Origin of the sequence: Enterobacter sp. 61D5 (genome assembly GCF_034107965.1) — a bacterium.
Lineage (GTDB): Bacteria > Pseudomonadota > Gammaproteobacteria > Enterobacterales > Enterobacteriaceae > Enterobacter > Enterobacter cloacae_M.
In genome coordinates this window covers 63,145-81,599 of record NZ_JAWNFK010000002.1, presented here as the reverse complement: position 1 = coordinate 81,599, position 18,455 = coordinate 63,145, and the positions used below count along the sequence as shown (strand labels likewise).

Below are 18,455 nucleotides of genomic sequence, written 5' to 3'. Positions count from 1 at the left end.
GATTTTCCTGCATTCTTTTAACCGGAGAATAAAGACTGGGAACAGATTACCACAGTTCAGTTGCGCAAACTGCGACGGAAGCGGCTCAACACCTGGCTATCCAGCCCGATGCAGTCGCCGTGTAATTCGGCACTGAGTTTCGCCATAAACTGGATCAGGAAATCGGCATTGTGACGTGCCAGCTCGCGGCCCATTTCCGTTTGCATTGTATCAGGCAATCGCAGCAGCTTGGTCTGAAAATGGTCGAGGGCAAACGCACGGTCATCAAGGATACGCGCTTCGGCAAAGGGATCGTCAGCATCAAAAAGCGGTACGCCCAGCGCGCCCGAGACGGCAAAGACGCGCGCCAGACCGATAGCGCCTAACGCTTCCAGCCGGTCTGCGTCCTGCACAATTTTGGCTTCCATGCTCTGCGGCGCAATCCCGGCGCTGAAGCTGTGCGCCTCAATCGCATGAGTGACGGCGGCAGTATGCTCTGGCGGGAAGTCCGGGAAGTCGCGGCGCAGAATGTCACACGTCCTGCGTGCTGCCATCTGGGATGACCGGCCGCGTTCGGGATGGTTTTTCGGCAGGCTGACAATATCATGGAAATAGCATGCGGTCAGGATCACCAGCGGCTCCACCGCCTGGTCAGCCATGATTTTTTGCGCCGTCATCCAGACCCGACGAAAATGCGAAATATCATGTGCGGTATCGTCGGTGCTGTGGTTTTCCTCGAGCCAGCACTCAAATCGCTGCTGCCACCGGACAAGTTCCATCGTCATATCCTGTTGTTTAAAAATGCATGAATTATAACATAGACGAATTAAATCAATTTAAAAATAGAACCACGAAATACTTAATAATAATTACACCATATAAATTCAATGAATTAATTCACTAGAAAAATAAAGAAATTAATAGAAATATTTGGAAATATTTATTAGAATTTAATTACATTTATTTTCGAAACTAAATAACATTCCCTGGAATAGTATCAACCCTGTAATTACGGAGGGTGATTACATATATTCATGTGAATTATATTTAAAGGGAATATATAATGAAAAGAAAAGTTCTGGCAATTCTGGTACCCGCGTTATTAATGGCAGGCGCAGCCAATGCGGCAGAGATGTACAACAAAAACGGCAACAAAGTTGACCTGTACGGCAAAGTCGACGCGCGTCACACCTTCTCTGACAACCCCGGCGACGACGGCGACGAAACCTATGTGCAGGTTGGCTTCAAAGGCGAAACCCGGATCGCTAACGACCTGATCGGTTACGGTCAGTGGGAATACAAAACCTTCGCTAACGATACCGAAGGCGCGGGTAACAAATCGTTCAAACGCCTGGCGTATGCTGGCCTGAAATATGGCGAATACGGCTCATTTGATTATGGTCGTAATTACGGCGTCGTGTACGACGTTGAAGCCTGGACCGATATGCTGCCTGTATTTGGCGGTGACTCTTACACCTGGACCGATAACTTTATGAACGGTCGTGCTAACGGTCTGGCCACCTACCGTAACCAGGATTTCTTCGGTCTGGTTGAGGGTCTGAATTTCGCGCTGCAGTATCAGGGTACGAACGAAGGCCAGGATGCAACAGAAGATCAGGAAGGCACGAAAAACGGCCATGACGATGTTCGTTTCCAGAACGGCGACGGTTTCGGTATGTCTACCACCTATGATTTTGACTTCGGTCTGAGCCTGGGTGCGGCATATTCATCTTCCGACCGCACGAACACACAGGTTGCATACGGTGCAGGTAACTACAACCGCTACAGCCCATATGCAGGTGGCGAACGCGCTGAAGCCTGGACCATTGGCGCAAAATATGATGCGCAGGGTGTTTACCTGGCCATGATGTATGCGGAAACCCGCAACATGACGCCATATGGTAATTTTGGTATCGCCAACAAAACGCAGAACTTTGAAGCCGTAGCGCAGTACCAGTTCGACTTCGGCCTGCGTCCGTCTCTGGCATGGGTTTACTCCAAAGGTAAAGACATTGGCGGCAATGATTACAACCCAGGTAATACTTACAACTATGTTGATCAGGATCTGGTGAACTATATCGATCTCGGTATGACCTACAGCTTCAACAAAAACTTCTCGACTTACGTTGATTATAAAATCAACCTGCTGGATAACGATGAAAGCTTCTACGAAGCCAATGGCATCTCAACTGATGACATCGTTGGCGTAGGCATGACCTACCAGTTCTAATCCCCAAAATACCAAAGGCCGCAATTGCGGCCTTTTTATTTCTTCACTATTTGTACTACGGCGCTTCCTGCAGCGCCACGCGAATAAACCCGTTATTCTGCGCCAGCAGCTCATGGGCTTTCCATGCATCCAGCCCTGTCAGCACCATCAATACCGCCGTTTTACAGTTATGGTTACAGCTCGCCAGCGCGGCTTTTGCCTCGGCCCGTGTGCATCCCCCCGCTTCCATCACAATGGCGATTTGCCGTTCAGCCCATTTGGTCGCGCTTGCCTCAAGATCCACGCGCAGGTTGCTGTAAACCCGTCCGGTGCGGACGGCCAGCCCGGTGGCGATCATTGAGAGGATCATTTTTTGCGCGATCCCAGCTTTCGTGTTGATATAGCCTGCGACGACATCGGCCCCCAGCTCCGGAGCGATAACCATGCTTGCCAGCTGCGCGGCTTCGCTTTGCGCATCACCGGTAACAATGGCGACCGGTGAACCCAGCGACCACGCATGGCGCATTGCCCCCCAGACCCAAGGCGTTTTTCCGCTGACGGTCACGGCCAGCATCATATCGTGTTCACCAAACTTGATGGCCTGCAAATCGGCAACGCCGCGCTCGTAGCTCCCTTCCCCTTCTTGTGCCGTAACGGCCATTACAGGGGTTTTGCCCGGCGCATATTCATCGGCAACCTGTTGCGCTACGCGCCCTGACGGCCCCGCGCCAACAACGATCAGGCGACCGCCGTGGCTGAGCGTCGCGGCGGCGTTGTCCACCACGCGGGCAATAGTATTTAAACAGGGGGTAATCGCAGCAGAAATGAATGCATCATCCTGGTGAATGACTTTCAGCATGTCCAGCGTGGACAATCTATCAATATTCATCGTGCTGGCGTGCCGTCTTTCCTTGACCGAACCGGTAAGCATAACGCTCATAAACAGCCTCCTTATTATGAGTACCCACACACTATAAAGTGTTTTATATAGATGACCTGCGAGGAGGGTCACGAAAAGAGGACCAAATCCACGCCTTTACATGGCTTTAAGAAAAGCGCGTCATCGGCGATAATTACCCCTTTCTTAATCATCGCGGAGTGTTGATGAGCGATTTGCAGCCTTTCCTTCCGACGCGCAAGCGCCCCATGAAGCTGAACACCCTGGTCACGCTGATGGTGTGTGCGATTATTGCCTCTGTGCTGCTGGTGGTCTTTGCGCTCTACTCCGTCCAAATCACCCGGGCGACCCGCGATGATGTAAAAGATACGGCTCTGGGTATTGCCAGAACGCTGGCCAACAGCCCGGAGATCCAGCGCGGCCTGATGCAGGCACCGCAGGAGAATATTATTCAGCCCATCGCCCAGGCGGTGACGAAACGAAACGATCTGCTGTTCACCGTGGTCACCGATATGCGCGGGATCCGCTACTCTCACCCGAACGAGGCGCTGCTGGGGCTGCATTTTATCGGTGACGATTTAACTCCCGCGCTTGAGGGCAAAGAGAACGTATCGGTAAACCGAGGCGCGCTCGCCGAAGCGCTTCGCGTCTTCACCCCAGTCTACGACGGCCAGCACGAGCAGATCGGCGTGGTGGCGGTAGGTATCTCCCTGAAAAAGGTTGAAGAGCAGATCGCTCGCGGGCGGCTAAACGCCGTCTGGACCATTTTGTTCAGTATTTTTATGAGCTCCATGGCGATTTGGGGTCTGGTGCGGGTACTGAAACGCATCCTGTTCGGGCTCGAACCTTACGAAATTTCCGCCTTGTTCGAACAGCGTCAGGCGATGCTGCAGTCGCTTCGCGAGGGGGTGCTGGCCGTCGATATTCACGGGCGCGTGACGATGATCAACCAGACCGCCAGAGAAATATTGCTTCTCCCCTCCGGCAAGCAGACCGAAAACGCCAGCGCCCCCCTTCTGGCCAGCCTGCGCGAAGTTTCAAAGACGGGCGTCGCGCGCCAGGATCAGGAGATCAGCTGTAACGGTCGTCTATTGCTGTGCAATATGGTGCCCGTTAAAAGCCAGGATCGGGTGATCGGCGCCATCACCACCTTCCGTGATAAAACGGAAATCAGCCAGCTGATGCAGCGTATTGATGGCATGGTTAACTACGTCGATGCCCTGCGCAGCCATACGCACGAGTTTATGAATAAACTGCATGTGATCCTGGGCCTGCTGCACATGAAGCGCTACGACAAGCTGGAAGAGTACATCATCCAGACGGCACATAATTACCAGACGGATATCGGTACGATACAGAGCAAGGTAAAATCCCCGGTTATTGCCGGGTTCCTGCTGGGTAAAATCAATCGGGCGAAAGAAGCGGGCGTCACCCTGACGCTGGCGGATGAATGCCAGATACCGGATACCGCGAGCGAAGAGCAGGTCGCGGTGCTGATCACCGTGCTGGGTAACCTCATTGAAAACGCGCTCGACGCGATGGAAGGACAGCAGGAAGGTGAGATCGGCCTGCTGCTGCATTATCAGAACGGCTGGCTCAGCTGCGAAGTGAGCGACGATGGCCCCGGCATTGATCCCGCTCAGCTGGAGGCTATTTTTACAAAGGGCTTCTCAACAAAAGGTGAAAACCGCGGCGTTGGGCTGTTCCTTGCTCGCCAGCAAATCCAGAACCTCGGCGGCGATATCACCGTCGAGTCTGAGCCAGGCGTATTTACCCAATTTTTTGTTCACATCCCCTGGGATAGCGAGAGGAATATCGCGTGATAAATGTATTAATTGTCGATGATGACGCCATGGTAGCCGACCTCAACCGTCTGTATGTCAACCGTGTTGAAGGTTTTAGCTGCTGCGGCGTCGCCTCCACGCTAAACCAGGCCGAGGCCATCATTAATAACCCCGGGCACCCTGTCGATCTGGTGCTGCTGGATGTCTATATGCAGCAGGATAACGGGCTGGATCTGCTGCCCGTTATTCGCGCATCCGGGCGCCCAATCGATGTGATTATGATCTCGTCGGCTGCTGACGCCGCCACGATCCAGACCTCTATCCATTACGGCGTGGTGGATTATCTGATTAAGCCGTTCCAGTTCCCGCGCTTTGAAGAGGCGCTGAACGGCTGGAAGGCAAAGCACAGCCTGATGGGTTCGCACCAGTATTATGAGCAGGCCGACGTCGACCGGCTGATCCACGGCGGGGCGCCGGAACTGGCGGACAGTAAAAAGCTGCCGAAGGGGTTAACGCCGCAAACGCTGCGCACGATTTGCCAGTGGATTGACGCTCACCCGGAGACGGAATTTTCTACCGATGACCTGGCTAACGCCGTCAATATCTCCCGCGTATCCTGCCGTAAATACCTGATTTGGCTCGCGCAAATCAACATTCTGTTCACCAGCATTCACTACGGTGCCACCGGGCGTCCGGTGTATCGCTATCGTCTCCAGCCGGAGCAGACCGGCCTGCTCAAGCAATACTGTCAGTAACGCGGTAGTCGTTATCCAGCAGGGTAAAACGGAAGTGGTGCATCGATGAGATCACCACTTCTTTTGTTTTGGTCACAAAAATCGCTTCGATATCAGGACGAGAGCGCAGCACAGCGCAGCCCTTCTCTACCCCCATGCCGTACATCAGCGTGGTCCAGATATCGCCGTCGATAGAGTCCTTCGAAACAATCGTCACGCTGTCCAGCTCGTTGTCCAGCGGATACCCGGTGCGCGGATCGAGAATATGGTGATAGCGCCTGCCGTTTTGCTCAAAGTAGCGCTCGTAGGTTCCAGACGTCACGACGGACAGGTTCTCTACGGTCATCGTGCCGATCAGCGCATCACCGGCGAACGGTTTTTTCAGCCCCACGCTCCAGCCCCCTTCCGGCGAGCCTAACGTCTGAATGTTTCCACCGAGGTTGATCAGCCCCAGCTCAGCGCCCTCTTTATGCAGGTAATCACGCACCCTGTCGGCGATATAGCCTTTGGCAATGGCCCCCAGATCGATCTCCATCCCCGCTCCGGTCAAGAATACGCTGCTGCTGGCCTCTTCAAGAAGGACATCTTCAGGACGGGTTATCGCCAGCAGCGACGCAATTTCCTCCGCAGGCGGAACGCTGTCCCCCTGAAAGCCAATTTTCCAGCGCTTCACCAGCGGACCTATCGCCAGGTTAAAGGTGCTGTCCCTGAACAGGCTTGCCGCTTTTGCACAGCGGATCAGCTCAAACACCGGCCGGCTGACGGTAACCGGATGCTGGCCAGCCGCATGGTTAATGTCCATCACCTGCGAGTGCGCGCGGTTAACCGTAAGCAGATCTTCGTACTGTTTGATCAGGCGAAACACGCGGGACGCGAGGGCTTCGTCGTGGGAGAAGAGTTTCAGGAGAATGGGTGAGCCCATCAGGACGGCGGAATAACTGTAAACGCGATGGCTATCAGGCATGGCTGGAGTCCTCAGATGTAGCCCCGGCAGGCACCGCGCCGCCGGGGAAAATGCCGGATAGCGCTGGGCGTATCCGGCCTACAACACAGGGGTCTTACTGCTTTTTCGAACGCATAGCCGCCTGATGTCCTGCAAGCGTACCAAAAATAATGATATCTGCCACTGCGTTACCGCCGATACGGTTACCGCCGTGGATCCCGCCGACCACTTCACCGGCCGCAAACGCCCCTGGCAGCACGTTGTGGTTGCTGTCCAGCACGCAGGTTTCGGTGTTGATGGTCACGCCGCCCATGGTGTGGTGCACGCCCGGTGCAATCTGAATGGCGTAGAACGGCCCTTCGTTGATAGGCGCGCGCAGCGCGGTGGTACGACCAAAATCGTCATCATGCTGTTTTTCAACGAAGCCGTTGTAACGTTCCAGCGTCGCGAGGAAAGCGTGGTAATCCATACCCAGCGCTTCAGCCAGGGCTTTTGGCGAGCTGGCGCTGGTCACGAAACCTTTTGCGATGTACTCATCCGCAGCTTTGTTTTTGGCACGTACGTGCTCGTCAAAGACGATATATGCGTATTTTTCCGGCAGCGCGATGATTGACGCCGAGACTTTATCGCGGGTCGACATTTCGTTGTAGAAGCGTTCCCCTTTCTGATTGACCAGAATCGCCCCGCCGCCGCGAATGGATTCGGAAATCAGGTACGAGGTGTTTTGCTCAACGGTTGGGTGAATTTGAATTTCGCCCATATCCACGGTACCCGCCCCGATGCGCTCCAGCAGGGCGATGCCGCCGCCGGTTGCCCCTTTGTGGTTGGTGGTGACGAACCCTTCCAGATCCGGACGGTATTTAACTACCATCTGGCTGTTGGCGCTGAAACCACCAGTGGCAACAATCACGCTTTTGGTTGCCACGGTGACGGTTTCGTTCTCTTCGGTGGTCAGACGTACGCCGGTCACTTCGCCGTTCTCGAAGATGATGTCGCTGACGGAGGTATCCAGCATCACCTCGATGTTGCGTTTGTTGACGTTACGCACCAGGCCGCTGATCAGGTAGCCGCCTACCGCTGAACCGTCTTTTGGACGGTGAGTACGGTCGATGCTCATCCCGCCGGTGGTGGTGATGTCGTTCAGCATGATGCCGCGCGTTGCCAGCCACTCAATTGCCTGCGGCGCGTTCTCGACAAAGCGACGCAGCAGCTCCGGGTTGTTCTTGTTGCCGCCGCCTTTCAGGCTTTCCTGATAGAACAGCTCTTTGCTGTCCTGAATGCCCTTCACGCGCTGGAAGCGGGTTTCGGCGGCATTCATACCGGCAGAGGCTTTAATGGTGTTCCCGCCGATGGTCGGCATTTTCTCTACAATCAGCACGCTCGCGCCTTCGTCGTGAGCCTGGATCGCCGCCGCCAGACCGGCGCCGCCGCTGCCGACAACGACCACGTCCACGCTGCGGGTTTCGTTCGGGTCAACGCCCTCTTCCGCGGCCAGCGCTTTGCTGGATTTCAGCATCGCTTTAGAGACCGCTTTCTTCACCGCTTCACTCTGGCTGGTTGCGCCGGTAATGGCATCCACGTGCGGGGTGTTGGCATCCAGAATGCGGGTACGGATCTCTTCAAAGCTGGTCACAAACTCAACGTCTTCGCTCGGGCCGGAGGCCAGCTCGATGTCCGCAATGCGGTCGGTTTCCAGACTGACGTTAATCACCAGTTCGTTAGCGTCATCCTGCACTTTCTCAGCAAAAGTACCCGGTTTGAATTTGGACTCGCCCATGCTCATGTCGCGGATCATCGCTTCTACCAGCGAGAAGCGCCACAGCGGTTCAGGAATGCTGAGCTCTTCGCGTTTGGTGCTGTCCATAAACAGCTCAAGGCTTTCGCCGGCCGCGATGCGGTCTGTCCAGTCCGGATAAGCGATGGTGGCGCGGCCAACGGCAATCAGGTCGTAACCGTGATCCAGCGCTTCATTCACATCGGAAGCATTCACCACGCCGCCCACGCCCATGACCGGAACCTGCGCCAGCGTTTCAGAACGCATCGCGCAGTATTTTTCGATAAGCGGAGTTGGATCCTGAGTGTCGACAATGGAAGGACGCAGGGTCGCGCCGACGGAGAAGTGCAGATAGTCCACGCCGCGCGCCGCCAGTTTTTCCAGCAGGTACATGGTGTCGTCAAAGCGGATGCCCGGGACTTCCATCTCTTCAGGGGAGAAGCGGTAGCCAATAATAAACGCGTCGTCCGCGTACTGGCGCACCATTTTGTGGGTAATGTCCAGCACGGCCAGCGGGAACTTCGCGCGGTTATCGCGGCTGCCGCCCCACTCGTCATCGCGCTGGTTTGAATTCGGTGAGTAGAACTGCTGAATCAGATAGGTGTTCGCCCCGTGGATTTCCACGCCGTCGAAACCGGCCTGGATGGCGCGACGCACCGCCTCACCAAACTTGCCGATCATGCCTTCCACTTCTTCTGCGGTCAGGGCAACAGGCGTTGCGGCACCTTCACGCGGCGCGGCTACGGCGCTCGGGCCAACCGGGGTGCGGCCACCAATCAGTTTTGGGTCGACCATGCGGCCGCCGTGGTAGATTTGCAGCAGCGCCTTAGATCCTTTGGATTTAATGGCCTCTGCGATTTTCGCCAGCCCGGCAATTTTCTCATCATTATCAATACCGATGGCACCCGGGAAGGCGAGACCGAGATCGTCGACGAAGCAGCATTCCACAATGATGGTGCCAATGCTGCCGGAACGGGCCCGATAGTACTCCACCAGCTCGCTGGTGACGGTGCCGTCAAAATAGCCGGTACAGGTTGTCATAGGGGCCATTAACAAACGGTTTTTCAGTTCAGTACCATTCGGTAATGTGAAAGGGCTAAGAATGCGTTCGTTAGTGCTCATAATAGAAACTCCAAACTTTTAAAAATTAAGAATTCGTTATCGGATTGATTTTTTATTTCGTCGTTATTTGCCGATGTCATGATATTAATATAATGATTTTTTTAGTTTCTAAAGCTATTACGTTAGTTAAAAAACTATTTAATCCCTGCGATAACACAAATAACACATTGGTGTTAGCGATTGTAATTCAGCCATTCACAATAATTTAAAATTCGTTAAATGATTAATGGTAAAACCAATTCACCAAAACAAACTTAAAATCAATAAAAACAATGCGATAAAAACACACCAAAATCTTACCTGTTAAAAAAATGATAAAAAATATGCCAAAAACAGGCAATAACCACATACGCCAGAGTGGTTATTAATAAAAGCATAAAAATAACGCTGAAATTCTATTTTTTTGATCGCGATCAATAGTTATGGCATTCAAAAGCGCAATATAAAAACATCATCATTTTTTAATTTAGCGCACACGAAAACGCGTTAAATCGCTATTACTGAAAATACAAGAAAGCACCTTTAACAACTAAAAAAAGCAAAGAAAATAAATAAAGTGCTTTTTCATTGTGACCGAATTTTTGACAACTTAAGACGTGAAACTATGAATACAAAAACTGCTGTAACGCCCCCTGTGGCGAACCAGGCATCAAATGGAAACGCAAAACGATTGCTGATGATGGCGCTACCCGTCATCGTCGCCGTACTGCTGCTGTTTGTTCCCGTTCCTGAAGGCTTGCCGCCTTACGCATGGCACTACTTCGCCATCTTTGTCGGCGTGATCGTCGGTCTGATCTTCGAACCGCTGCCGGGTGCGGTGATCGGCCTGACCGGCGTGGTCGCCATCGCCCTGTGCAGCCAGTGGGTGCTGTTCAGCCCCGATCAGCTGGCTGACCCGAAATTCAAGCTGGCGGGCGCCTCCTTTAAATGGGCGGTGAGCGGGTTTGGTAACTCTACCGTCTGGCTGATTTTCGGTGCCTTTATGTTCGCCGCTGGCTATGACAAAACCCGCTTCGGCCGCCGTCTGGCGCTGATTCTGGTGAAGTACCTCGGCCGTCGCAGCCTCACGCTCGGTTACGCCATTACGTTTGCTGACCTGCTGCTGGCACCGTTCACCCCGTCCAACACCGCGCGCAGCGGCGGGACCATCTACCCGATTATCGCTAACCTGCCGCCGCTGTACGGTTCAAAACCTAATGACCCAAGCGCGCGTAAGATTGGTTCATATCTGATGTGGGTGGCGATCACCGCGGCCTGTATCACCAGCTCAATGTTCCTCTCCGCCCTCGCGCCAAACCTGCTGGCCCTGGCGCTGGTGAAAAGTACGGTTGGGATTGATATCTCCTGGGGCACCTGGTTCCTCGCCTTCCTGCCGCTGGGTATCCTGCTGATTCTGACCATGCCGCTGCTGGCCTACTGGTTCTACCCACCTGAAGTCAAAGTGAATAACGAAGTGCCGCTGTGGGCGACCCGCGAGCTGGAAAAACTCGGCAAACTGTCCCGCAACGAAATTCTGCTGCTGGTGTTCGTGTGCTGTGCGCTGCTGATGTGGATCTTCGCCGCCGCGTGGATTGAGCCTGCCATGGCGGCCCTGCTCATCGTCGGTCTGATGCTGTGGACCGGCGTGCTGGAGTGGAACGATATCACCGGTAACAAGGCCGCATGGAACACCTTCGTCTGGTTCGCTACACTGGTGGCACTGGCGGATGGCCTCTCCTCCACCGGCTTTATCAGCTGGTTAGGTAAAGAAGGCGGTCTGTTGATGAGCGGTATCTCTCCGGGCGTGGCGACCGTCGTCCTGCTGCTGGCGTTCTACCTGCTGCACTACCTGTTTGCCAGCACCACCGCGCACACCACGGCGCTGCTGCCAGCGATGCTGACCATCGCCTCCACCATCCCTGGCATGAATATGGAAGTGTTCGTTCTGCTGATGGTGACTTCGCTGGGCGTCATGGGGATCATCACCCCGTACGGTACTGGACCAAGCCCGATTTACTACGGTAGCGGCTACCTGCCAACCAAAGACTACTGGCGCCTCGGCACCATTTTCGGTGCCATCTTCCTGGCGGCCCTGCTGCTGATTGGTTATCCGTGGATGTCCATGATGTTCTGATTCCTGACCGCCGGACTTCACCTCCGGCGGTTTTATTTTTGTGGAGCAATACGCTATGTCAAACAAACCGTTTATCTACCAGAACCCCTTCCCTCTCGCGCACGATGACACCGAATACTACCTGCTGACCAAAGAGCACGTCTCCGTTGCCGAATTCGACGGTCAGGAAGTGCTGAAAGTGGAGCCGGAAGCCCTGACCCTGCTGGCGCAGCAGGCCTTCCACGATGCCGCATTTATGCTGCGTCCTTCCCATCAGAAGCAGGTTGCCGCCATTCTCAACGACCCGGAAGCCAGCCAGAACGACAAATACGTTGCCCTGCAGTTCCTGCGTAACTCTGAAATTGCCGCAAAAGGCGTTCTGCCAACCTGCCAGGATACCGGCACCGCGATCATCATGGGCAAAAAAGGCCAGCGCGTCTGGACCGGCGGCGGTGACGAAGCGGCTCTGAGCCAGGGCGTGTATAACACCTACATTGAAGATAACCTGCGCTACTCGCAAAATGCGGCGCTGGACATGTATAAAGAGGTGAATACCGGCACCAACCTGCCCGCGCAGATCGATCTCTACAGCGTGGACGGGGACGAATACAAATTCCTGTGCATGGCAAAAGGCGGCGGTTCTGCCAACAAAACCTACCTCTATCAGGAAACCAAAGCGCTGATCACCCCGGCGAAGCTGAAAAACTACCTGGTTGAGAAGATGCGCACCCTGGGCACTGCGGCCTGCCCGCCTTACCATATCGCATTTGTGATTGGCGGTACGTCAGCGGAAGCCACGCTGAAAACCGTGAAGCTCGCTTCCACGCGCTACTACGACGCGCTGCCAACCGAAGGCAACGAACACGGCCAGGCGTTCCGCGACGTTCAGCTCGAACAGGAACTGCTCCAGGAAGCCCAGAACCTCGGCCTCGGTGCGCAGTTTGGCGGTAAATACTTCGCCCACGATATCCGCGTGATCCGCCTGCCGCGCCACGGCGCCTCCTGCCCGATCGGCATGGGCGTCTCCTGCTCCGCGGACCGCAACATCAAAGCGAAAATCAACCGCGACGGGATCTGGATTGAGAAGCTGGAACACAACCCTGGCCAGTATATTCCTGAATCACTGCGCCAGCAGGGCGAAGGCGACGTGGTGAGCATCAATCTGGACAAGCCGATGAACGAGATCCTGGCGCAGCTTTCCGCGCACCCGGTTTCTACCCGCCTGTCGCTGAACGGTACCATCATCGTGGCGCGCGATATTGCCCACGCGAAGCTGAAAGAGCTGCTCGACAACGGTGAAGAACTGCCGCAGTACGTTAAAGATCATCCGATCTACTACGCAGGCCCGGCCAAAACGCCGGAAGGCTACGCGTCTGGCTCGCTCGGCCCGACCACGGCGGGCCGTATGGACTCGTATGTGGACTTACTGCAATCCCACGGCGCGAGCATGATCATGCTGGCGAAAGGCAACCGCAGCCAGCAGGTAACCGACGCCTGCCATAAGCACGGCGGCTTCTACCTGGGCAGCATTGGCGGCCCGGCGGCGGTGCTGGCGCAAAACAGCATTAAGAGCCTGGAATGCGTCGCATATCCGGAGCTGGGAATGGAAGCCATCTGGAAAATTGAAGTCGAGAACTTCCCGGCGTTTATCCTGGTGGATGACAAAGGCAACGATTTCTTCCAGCAGATCCAGAACAAACAGTGCGCGGGTTGTTCACAGCGCTAGGTTGAGACAGGCCGGGTGGCGCAACGCTGCCCGGCAGTCGCAGACAGACATGCGCCTGCGTCATGTCACAAAACCGTGATATCAGCCACTTAGCAAAAGGTGGTGAATAAAAAATCAATTAATTGTTAAGTTATTGTTGTCATTAATTGTATTTATCCCGCGAAGGCTATTCATGCAAAAAGTGCATCAGCCGATGCGGCATTTGCGCTTATCTATTTCCTCATCCTGATCCAGTTTTCAAAAACAGACGCGTAAAACGTCAACAATAAACTGGAGATAACCATGTTTTCCTCAACCTCACCTGCAACCGTACGCTCGAAAGCGGGCGCCATACTTCGCGTGACGTCCGGCAACTTTCTTGAGCAGTTCGATTTCTTTCTGTTCGGCTTCTATGCCACCTACATCGCCCACACGTTCTTCCCCGCGAGCAGTGAATTTGCGTCGCTGATGATGACCTTCGCCGTCTTCGGCGCGGGCTTTTTGATGCGTCCAATAGGCGCCATCGTTCTTGGCGCGTATATCGACAAGGTGGGGCGCAGAAAGGGGCTAATCGTCACGCTTTCCATCATGGCGGCGGGGACGTTCCTGATCGTGCTTATCCCCTCTTATCAAAGCATCGGTCTGTGGGCGCCGCTGCTGGTGCTGACGGGCCGTCTGCTGCAGGGCTTTTCCGCCGGCGCGGAGCTTGGAGGCGTCTCGGTTTATCTGGCTGAAATCGCCACGCCGGGCCGCAAAGGGTTTTACACCAGCTGGCAGTCCGGCAGCCAGCAGGTCGCTATTATGGTCGCCGCAGCGATGGGCTTTGCCCTGAATGCCCTGATGGAGGAGAGCGCCATTCGCGAATGGGGCTGGCGCATCCCGTTCCTGTTCGGCTGCTTAATCGTACCGTTTATCTTTTTCCTGCGCCGCAAGCTGGAGGAGACGGAAGAGTTCAGCGCGCGCCGCCAGCATCTGGAGATGCGCCAGGTCTTTAAAACGCTGCTCGGCAACTGGCAGGTGGTGGTCGCAGGCATGCTGATGGTGGCGATGACCACCACCGCATTCTACCTGATCACCGTCTACGCCCCCACCTTTGGCAAAAAGGTGCTGATGCTCAGCGCCTCGGACAGCCTGCTGGTCACCCTGCTGGTGGCGATTTCTAACTTCATCTGGCTGCCGGTGGGCGGCGCGCTGTCGGATCGCTTCGGGCGCAAGCCGGTGCTGATTGCCATGGCCCTGCTGGCGCTGGCGACCAGCTACCCCGCCCTGACGCTGCTGGCGAGCGCGCCCAGCTTCTCCATGATGCTGATCGTGCTGCTGTGGCTCTCCTTCCTCTACGGCCTGTACAACGGCGCGATGATCCCGGCCCTGACGGAGATTATGCCTGCTGAAGTGCGCGTGGCGGGGTTCTCTCTGGCTTACAGCCTGGCAACGGCGGTCTTTGGCGGCTTTACCCCGGTCATGTCCACCGCGCTGATTGAATACACCGGTGACAAAGCCTCGCCTGGCTACTGGATGAGTTTCGCTGCCGTGTGTGCCCTGCTGGCCACGCTCTACCTCTACCGCCGCCGCGCGGTATCGCTGCAAAACACCGTCAAGTCACAGGGGACAGTATGAAACGCACCTATCGCTTTACCGCCAGCGCGCTGGTGCTGGCGCTCCTGAGCGTTAATGCCTGTGCCCAGGACGTGAAGGTCATGATTTCAGGCGGCTTCAAGGCCGCCCTGGAAAAGCTGGCCCCGGACTATGAACGCCGGACCGGGGATAAAATTGTGATCATCCCTGGCCCCTCAATGGGCGCTACGCCGCAGGCGATCCCAAACCGACTGGCGCGCGGCGAGAAAGCAGACGTGGTGATTATGGTGGGCGATGCGCTGGAGAAGCTCGAAAAAGCCGGCCAGACCCGGACGGGTTCGCGAACGGAACTCGCAGATTCTCCCGTTGGCGTGGTGGTAAAAAAAGGGGCGGATGTCCCTGATATCAGCAGCGAGGCGGCTCTGCGTAAAACGCTGCTGCAGGCCGGCTCCATCGCCTACTCTGACAGCGCCAGCGGCAGGTACGTCAGCCAGACGTTGTTCAAAAAGCTGGGGATTGAAAAGGAAGTGGCGGATAAAGCGACAATGGTCGAGCGTATCCCGGTCGCCTCAGAAGTGGCGAAAGGAAAATACGCCGTCGGTTTCCAGCAGGTGAGCGAGCTGCTGCCGGTTCAGGGCGTCACCTTTATCGGGAAAATCCCGGATAATCTGCAGTACATCACACGCTTCGCGGGTGCGGTCACCCGTCACGCAGAACATCCCGCGGAGGGGAAAGCGCTGCTAACCTATCTCGCCTCACCGCCCTCCAGGGACGTCATCCAGAAGACGGGAATGATCCCCGTTACGTCCGGCGATACTGCTCGGTGATCTGTTTTTCCAGTTCAGCCGCAATGTAGGACTGGATACGCCCCCGGCGCCGGATAAGCCCCACGGTGCGTTTCACTTCCGGCGCCACCAGCGGCAGATGCGTCAGCAACGTGTGCTCTGACGTCGGCATCGACATGGCGGGAACGGCAGCAATGCCGATCCCCGCCTCTACCATGCCGAGCATCGTGGTAACGTGGCGCGTTTCGCAGACGCTGGGGCGTTCGGGAACGATATCCCCCAGCATCCGGTCGAGCAGGTTACGGTTACCTGACGTTTTATCGAGGGAGATATAATCCTGCTGATAAAAGGCCTGCCACGTCAGATGACTCTTCTGCGCCAGGGCGTGATCCTTTCGGCACGCCGCAACATAGACATCCTCCACCAGCGGGAAAAATTCGATGTCAGACGGCAGGTTTCCTGCGAAGCTGATACCAAAATCCGCCTGGCTTCGGGCCACGGCGTCAATCACATTACCCGCGCTGCTGTCGATGAGCTTAATGCGAACGCGCGGATAGCGAGACTGAAAACGACGGATCACATCAGGCATAAAGTAACAGGCCGCGGAAGGGACCGTGGCAACCGTGATCAGCCCAGTCCGCTCTTCGCTGACTTTATCGACATCCGCCAGCATTGACTCAACGTTATCGAGCAGCTGCGCGGAGCGTTCAGCAAAGTTTTGCCCGTATAACGTTAAGGCAACGCGGCGGGTGGTACGGTCAAACAGCCGGTTTCCCAGCGCGGCTTCCAGCTTTTCAATCCTGCGGCTCAGCGCCGACTGGGATAAGCAGATAGATTCAGCAGCGACACGGAAGTTACCGTATTCCACTAACGCTCTGAAAGCATAAAGATCGTTAAGGTCAAAATTTACGGGCATGGCGTCTGGATGTCCTGTCAGGGAATACGCAGCAAAGTCAAAAATAATAGCGTCTTATTGACCCACCGCAACCGGCGCGGTGGTGAAATACGTCAGAGCTCGTTGAGATGCAGGCGAACATACCCGGCGCGATCGGCAATCGCCTGCCGCTCCTCTTCCTTCATGTCCGCAAGCTGTTTAAAGACGATGCCCAGGCGGGGATTGTTACCCAAACGCGCCCGATTGCGCGCAAAGAAATCCCAGTAAAGGGCATTGAAGGGGCACGCCAGCTCTCCGGTACGCTGGGTGTGCTGATACCGGCACCCCTGACAGTAATTACTCATCTTGTGAATGTACGACGCGCTTGAGACGTAGGGCTTACTGGCCAGCAATCCGCCATCGCCAAACTGGCTCATGCCGAGGGTATTGGGCAGCTCTACCCATTCAGAGGCATCAATGTAGACCCCCAGATACCATTCATGAACCGCCTGCGGCGACAGGCCGCTGAGCAGGCTAAAGTTCCCGATGACCATCAGGCGCTGGATATGGTGGGCGTAAGCCTCGGTGAGCGACTGTCCAACGGCATGCGCCAGGCAGCGCATCTGCGTCCTGCCGGTCCAGAACCAGTCCGGCAGCGGGGCGTGCTGGTCTAAGGCATTCAGCTCCCGATAGCCCGGCATCTGCGACCAGTAGATCCCACGCACGTACTCCCGCCAGCCGAGAATTTGTCGGATAAACCCTTCAACGGCAGGCAGCGGCGCATGGCCCGAACGCCATGCCTGCTGGGCGGCAGCCACCACTTCCCGCGGATTAAGCATTTTGGTGTTCAGCGCGAATGAAATTAACGAGTGGAACAGAAAAGGTTCCTCCGCGTGCATCGCGTCCTGCCAGGCGCCGAACTGGGGAAGCACGTGAGCGATAAATTCATCCAGCCTGGCTTTGGCTTCCGAACGGTTGAGCGGCCAGCGAAAATTCCCGGCCTGCGGTTCGCCGAAGGTGTTTACGCCACAGCGTTGGATCTCCGCCCATAAGGCTGAATAATCGTGGCGCGGACGCGAGTCGTCCGGCGCGGGCGGCTCGCCGGACCAGCGTTTGCGGTTTTCGGCATCAAAATTCCATTTTCCCCCTTCCGGCTCGCCTTCTGAAGTTAACAGTATGCCGTGCTGACGACGCATTTCCCGGTAAAAGTACTCCATTCGCCAGCTTTTGCGCGTCGCAAAGAACGCGCTCACCTGTTCACGGGTGGTGAAGAAATGCTCGCTGCTGACGCAGGCCGTTTCGACGGAGGCCGCTTTCGCCCACGCCTGCAGCTGCGTATCCAGGCGCCATTCGTCGGGCTCCTGCCATATCACCCTGTCGGCGCCGTAATGCGCGACAAGCGCGTTAAGATTGTCTTCCAGCGCGCCGCGGTTTGAGTCGTCAGAGAGCCGGACATACCTCACCCGATGCCCCTTCTCCTTTAACGCAGTGGCAAACGCGCGCATGGCCGCAAAAATGGCGATCACTTTCTGAGCGTGGTGAAGCACGTATGCGGTTTCTGCCCGCAGCTCCAGCATCACGTAAATGACATTCGGATTGCAGGCATCAAACCAGCTGTGGTGCGGATTAAGCTGATCGCCGAGGATCAGGCGCAGTTCGGTCAACGGTGGCTCCTGCGACAGCGCTCGGAACAGTATTTGACCTCATCCCAGCATTTCGCCCATTTCTTGCGCCACGTCATGGGCCGCTGGCAGTGCGCGCACGCACGGCTGGGCAGGTTCTGCTTGTTACCTTTGAAATCGCTCATCTTTTCAATACCGTACTGATTTCTTCACTGAACCTGAGGGTTAAGGCTACGACAGACTTCACAAAATGAAGGTGATGCCCGTAAACCGCTACCCACCGCTACGTACGAATGATAGTTTATTCAGGCTGGAATTGTCGCAGTGAGCGATTTTCTGGCATCTTAACCAAACCTGAC

The 18,455-nt window shown here is 55.6% G+C and carries 14 protein-coding genes; 7 read left to right on the top strand and 7 right to left on the bottom strand.

Features of this window, described 5'->3' with window-relative positions; all coding sequences use genetic code 11:
• Positions 1–56 precede the first annotated feature (56 nt).
• Entirely contained in the window at positions 57–758 is a 702-nt protein-coding gene (locus tag UTM25_RS00540; protein WP_194399561.1) for a phosphohydrolase, read from the bottom strand.
• Positions 759–1,042: 284 nt separating this feature from the next.
• On the opposite strand from UTM25_RS00540, the gene ompC reads away from it, so the two are divergent.
• Positions 1,043–2,209, top strand: coding sequence for a porin OmpC (gene ompC, locus UTM25_RS00535; protein ID WP_194399562.1), 1,167 nt, complete (start codon positions 1,043–1,045; stop codon positions 2,207–2,209).
• Between the two features lie 55 nt (positions 2,210–2,264).
• Here the strand turns inward: ompC and UTM25_RS00530 are convergent, their stop codons facing one another.
• Positions 2,265–3,128: an N-acetylmuramic acid 6-phosphate etherase gene (locus tag UTM25_RS00530; RefSeq protein ID WP_194399563.1), complete on the bottom strand. Its 864-nt coding sequence runs from the start codon at positions 3,126–3,128 to the stop codon at positions 2,265–2,267.
• A gap of 164 nt (positions 3,129–3,292) precedes the next feature.
• On the opposite strand from UTM25_RS00530, the gene UTM25_RS00525 reads away from it, so the two are divergent.
• Entirely contained in the window at positions 3,293–4,909 is a 1,617-nt protein-coding gene (locus UTM25_RS00525; protein WP_047061132.1) for a sensor histidine kinase, read from the top strand.
• Positions 4,906–5,625 (top strand): two-component system response regulator DcuR, encoded by a 720-nt coding sequence (gene dcuR, locus UTM25_RS00520; RefSeq protein WP_023312324.1) that lies wholly within the window; start codon positions 4,906–4,908, stop codon positions 5,623–5,625. Before UTM25_RS00525 ends, dcuR begins: the two co-directional genes overlap by 4 nt.
• Here dcuR and UTM25_RS00515 read toward each other — a convergent pair.
• Both UTM25_RS00515 and UTM25_RS00510 read right to left on the bottom strand, forming a co-directional pair.
• Positions 5,606–6,568, bottom strand: coding sequence for an FAD:protein FMN transferase (locus tag UTM25_RS00515; RefSeq protein ID WP_194399564.1), 963 nt, complete (start codon positions 6,566–6,568; stop codon positions 5,606–5,608). The two genes, dcuR and UTM25_RS00515, sit on opposite strands and share 20 nt — an antisense overlap.
• Before the next feature lie 94 nt (positions 6,569–6,662).
• The gene (locus UTM25_RS00510; RefSeq protein ID WP_045356684.1) at positions 6,663–9,443 is read right to left on the bottom strand and encodes a flavocytochrome c; all 2,781 of its coding nucleotides are present in this window, start codon (positions 9,441–9,443) and stop codon (positions 6,663–6,665) included.
• Between the two features lie 604 nt (positions 9,444–10,047).
• Between UTM25_RS00510 and UTM25_RS00505 the strand changes: the two genes are divergently transcribed.
• The 4 genes from UTM25_RS00505 (at position 10,048) to UTM25_RS00490 (ending at position 15,642) form a co-directional block, all read left to right on the top strand.
• A complete protein-coding gene (locus tag UTM25_RS00505; protein WP_072196639.1) occupies positions 10,048–11,556 on the top strand; it encodes an anion permease in 1,509 nt (502 codons plus the stop codon).
• 55 nt (positions 11,557–11,611) lie between these two features.
• Positions 11,612–13,261 carry a class I fumarate hydratase FumA gene (gene fumA, locus UTM25_RS00500; RefSeq protein ID WP_194399565.1) on the top strand — a complete coding sequence of 550 codons (1,650 nt, stop codon included), beginning with the start codon at positions 11,612–11,614 and terminating at the stop codon, positions 13,259–13,261.
• 282 nt (positions 13,262–13,543) lie between these two features.
• The gene (locus tag UTM25_RS00495; protein WP_194399566.1) at positions 13,544–14,857 is read left to right on the top strand and encodes an MFS transporter; all 1,314 of its coding nucleotides are present in this window, start codon (positions 13,544–13,546) and stop codon (positions 14,855–14,857) included.
• Positions 14,854–15,642, top strand: coding sequence for a substrate-binding domain-containing protein (locus UTM25_RS00490; protein WP_194399567.1), 789 nt, complete (start codon positions 14,854–14,856; stop codon positions 15,640–15,642). The genes UTM25_RS00495 and UTM25_RS00490 overlap by 4 nt, the downstream gene beginning before the upstream one ends.
• On the opposite strand, the gene UTM25_RS00485 is transcribed toward UTM25_RS00490, so the two are convergent.
• From UTM25_RS00485 to UTM25_RS00475, 3 genes are all read right to left on the bottom strand, one after another.
• The gene (locus UTM25_RS00485) at positions 15,617–16,516 is read right to left on the bottom strand and encodes a LysR family transcriptional regulator (RefSeq protein WP_194399568.1); all 900 of its coding nucleotides are present in this window, start codon (positions 16,514–16,516) and stop codon (positions 15,617–15,619) included. The genes UTM25_RS00490 and UTM25_RS00485 overlap by 26 nt on opposite strands.
• A gap of 92 nt (positions 16,517–16,608) precedes the next feature.
• On the bottom strand, positions 16,609–18,138 hold the full coding sequence (locus UTM25_RS00480) for a cryptochrome/photolyase family protein (protein ID WP_194399569.1): 1,530 nt from the start codon (positions 18,136–18,138) through the stop codon (positions 16,609–16,611).
• Entirely contained in the window at positions 18,135–18,281 is a 147-nt protein-coding gene (locus tag UTM25_RS00475; protein WP_071789391.1) for a DUF2256 domain-containing protein, read from the bottom strand. The genes UTM25_RS00480 and UTM25_RS00475 overlap by 4 nt, the downstream gene beginning before the upstream one ends.
• Positions 18,282–18,455 lie beyond the last annotated feature (174 nt).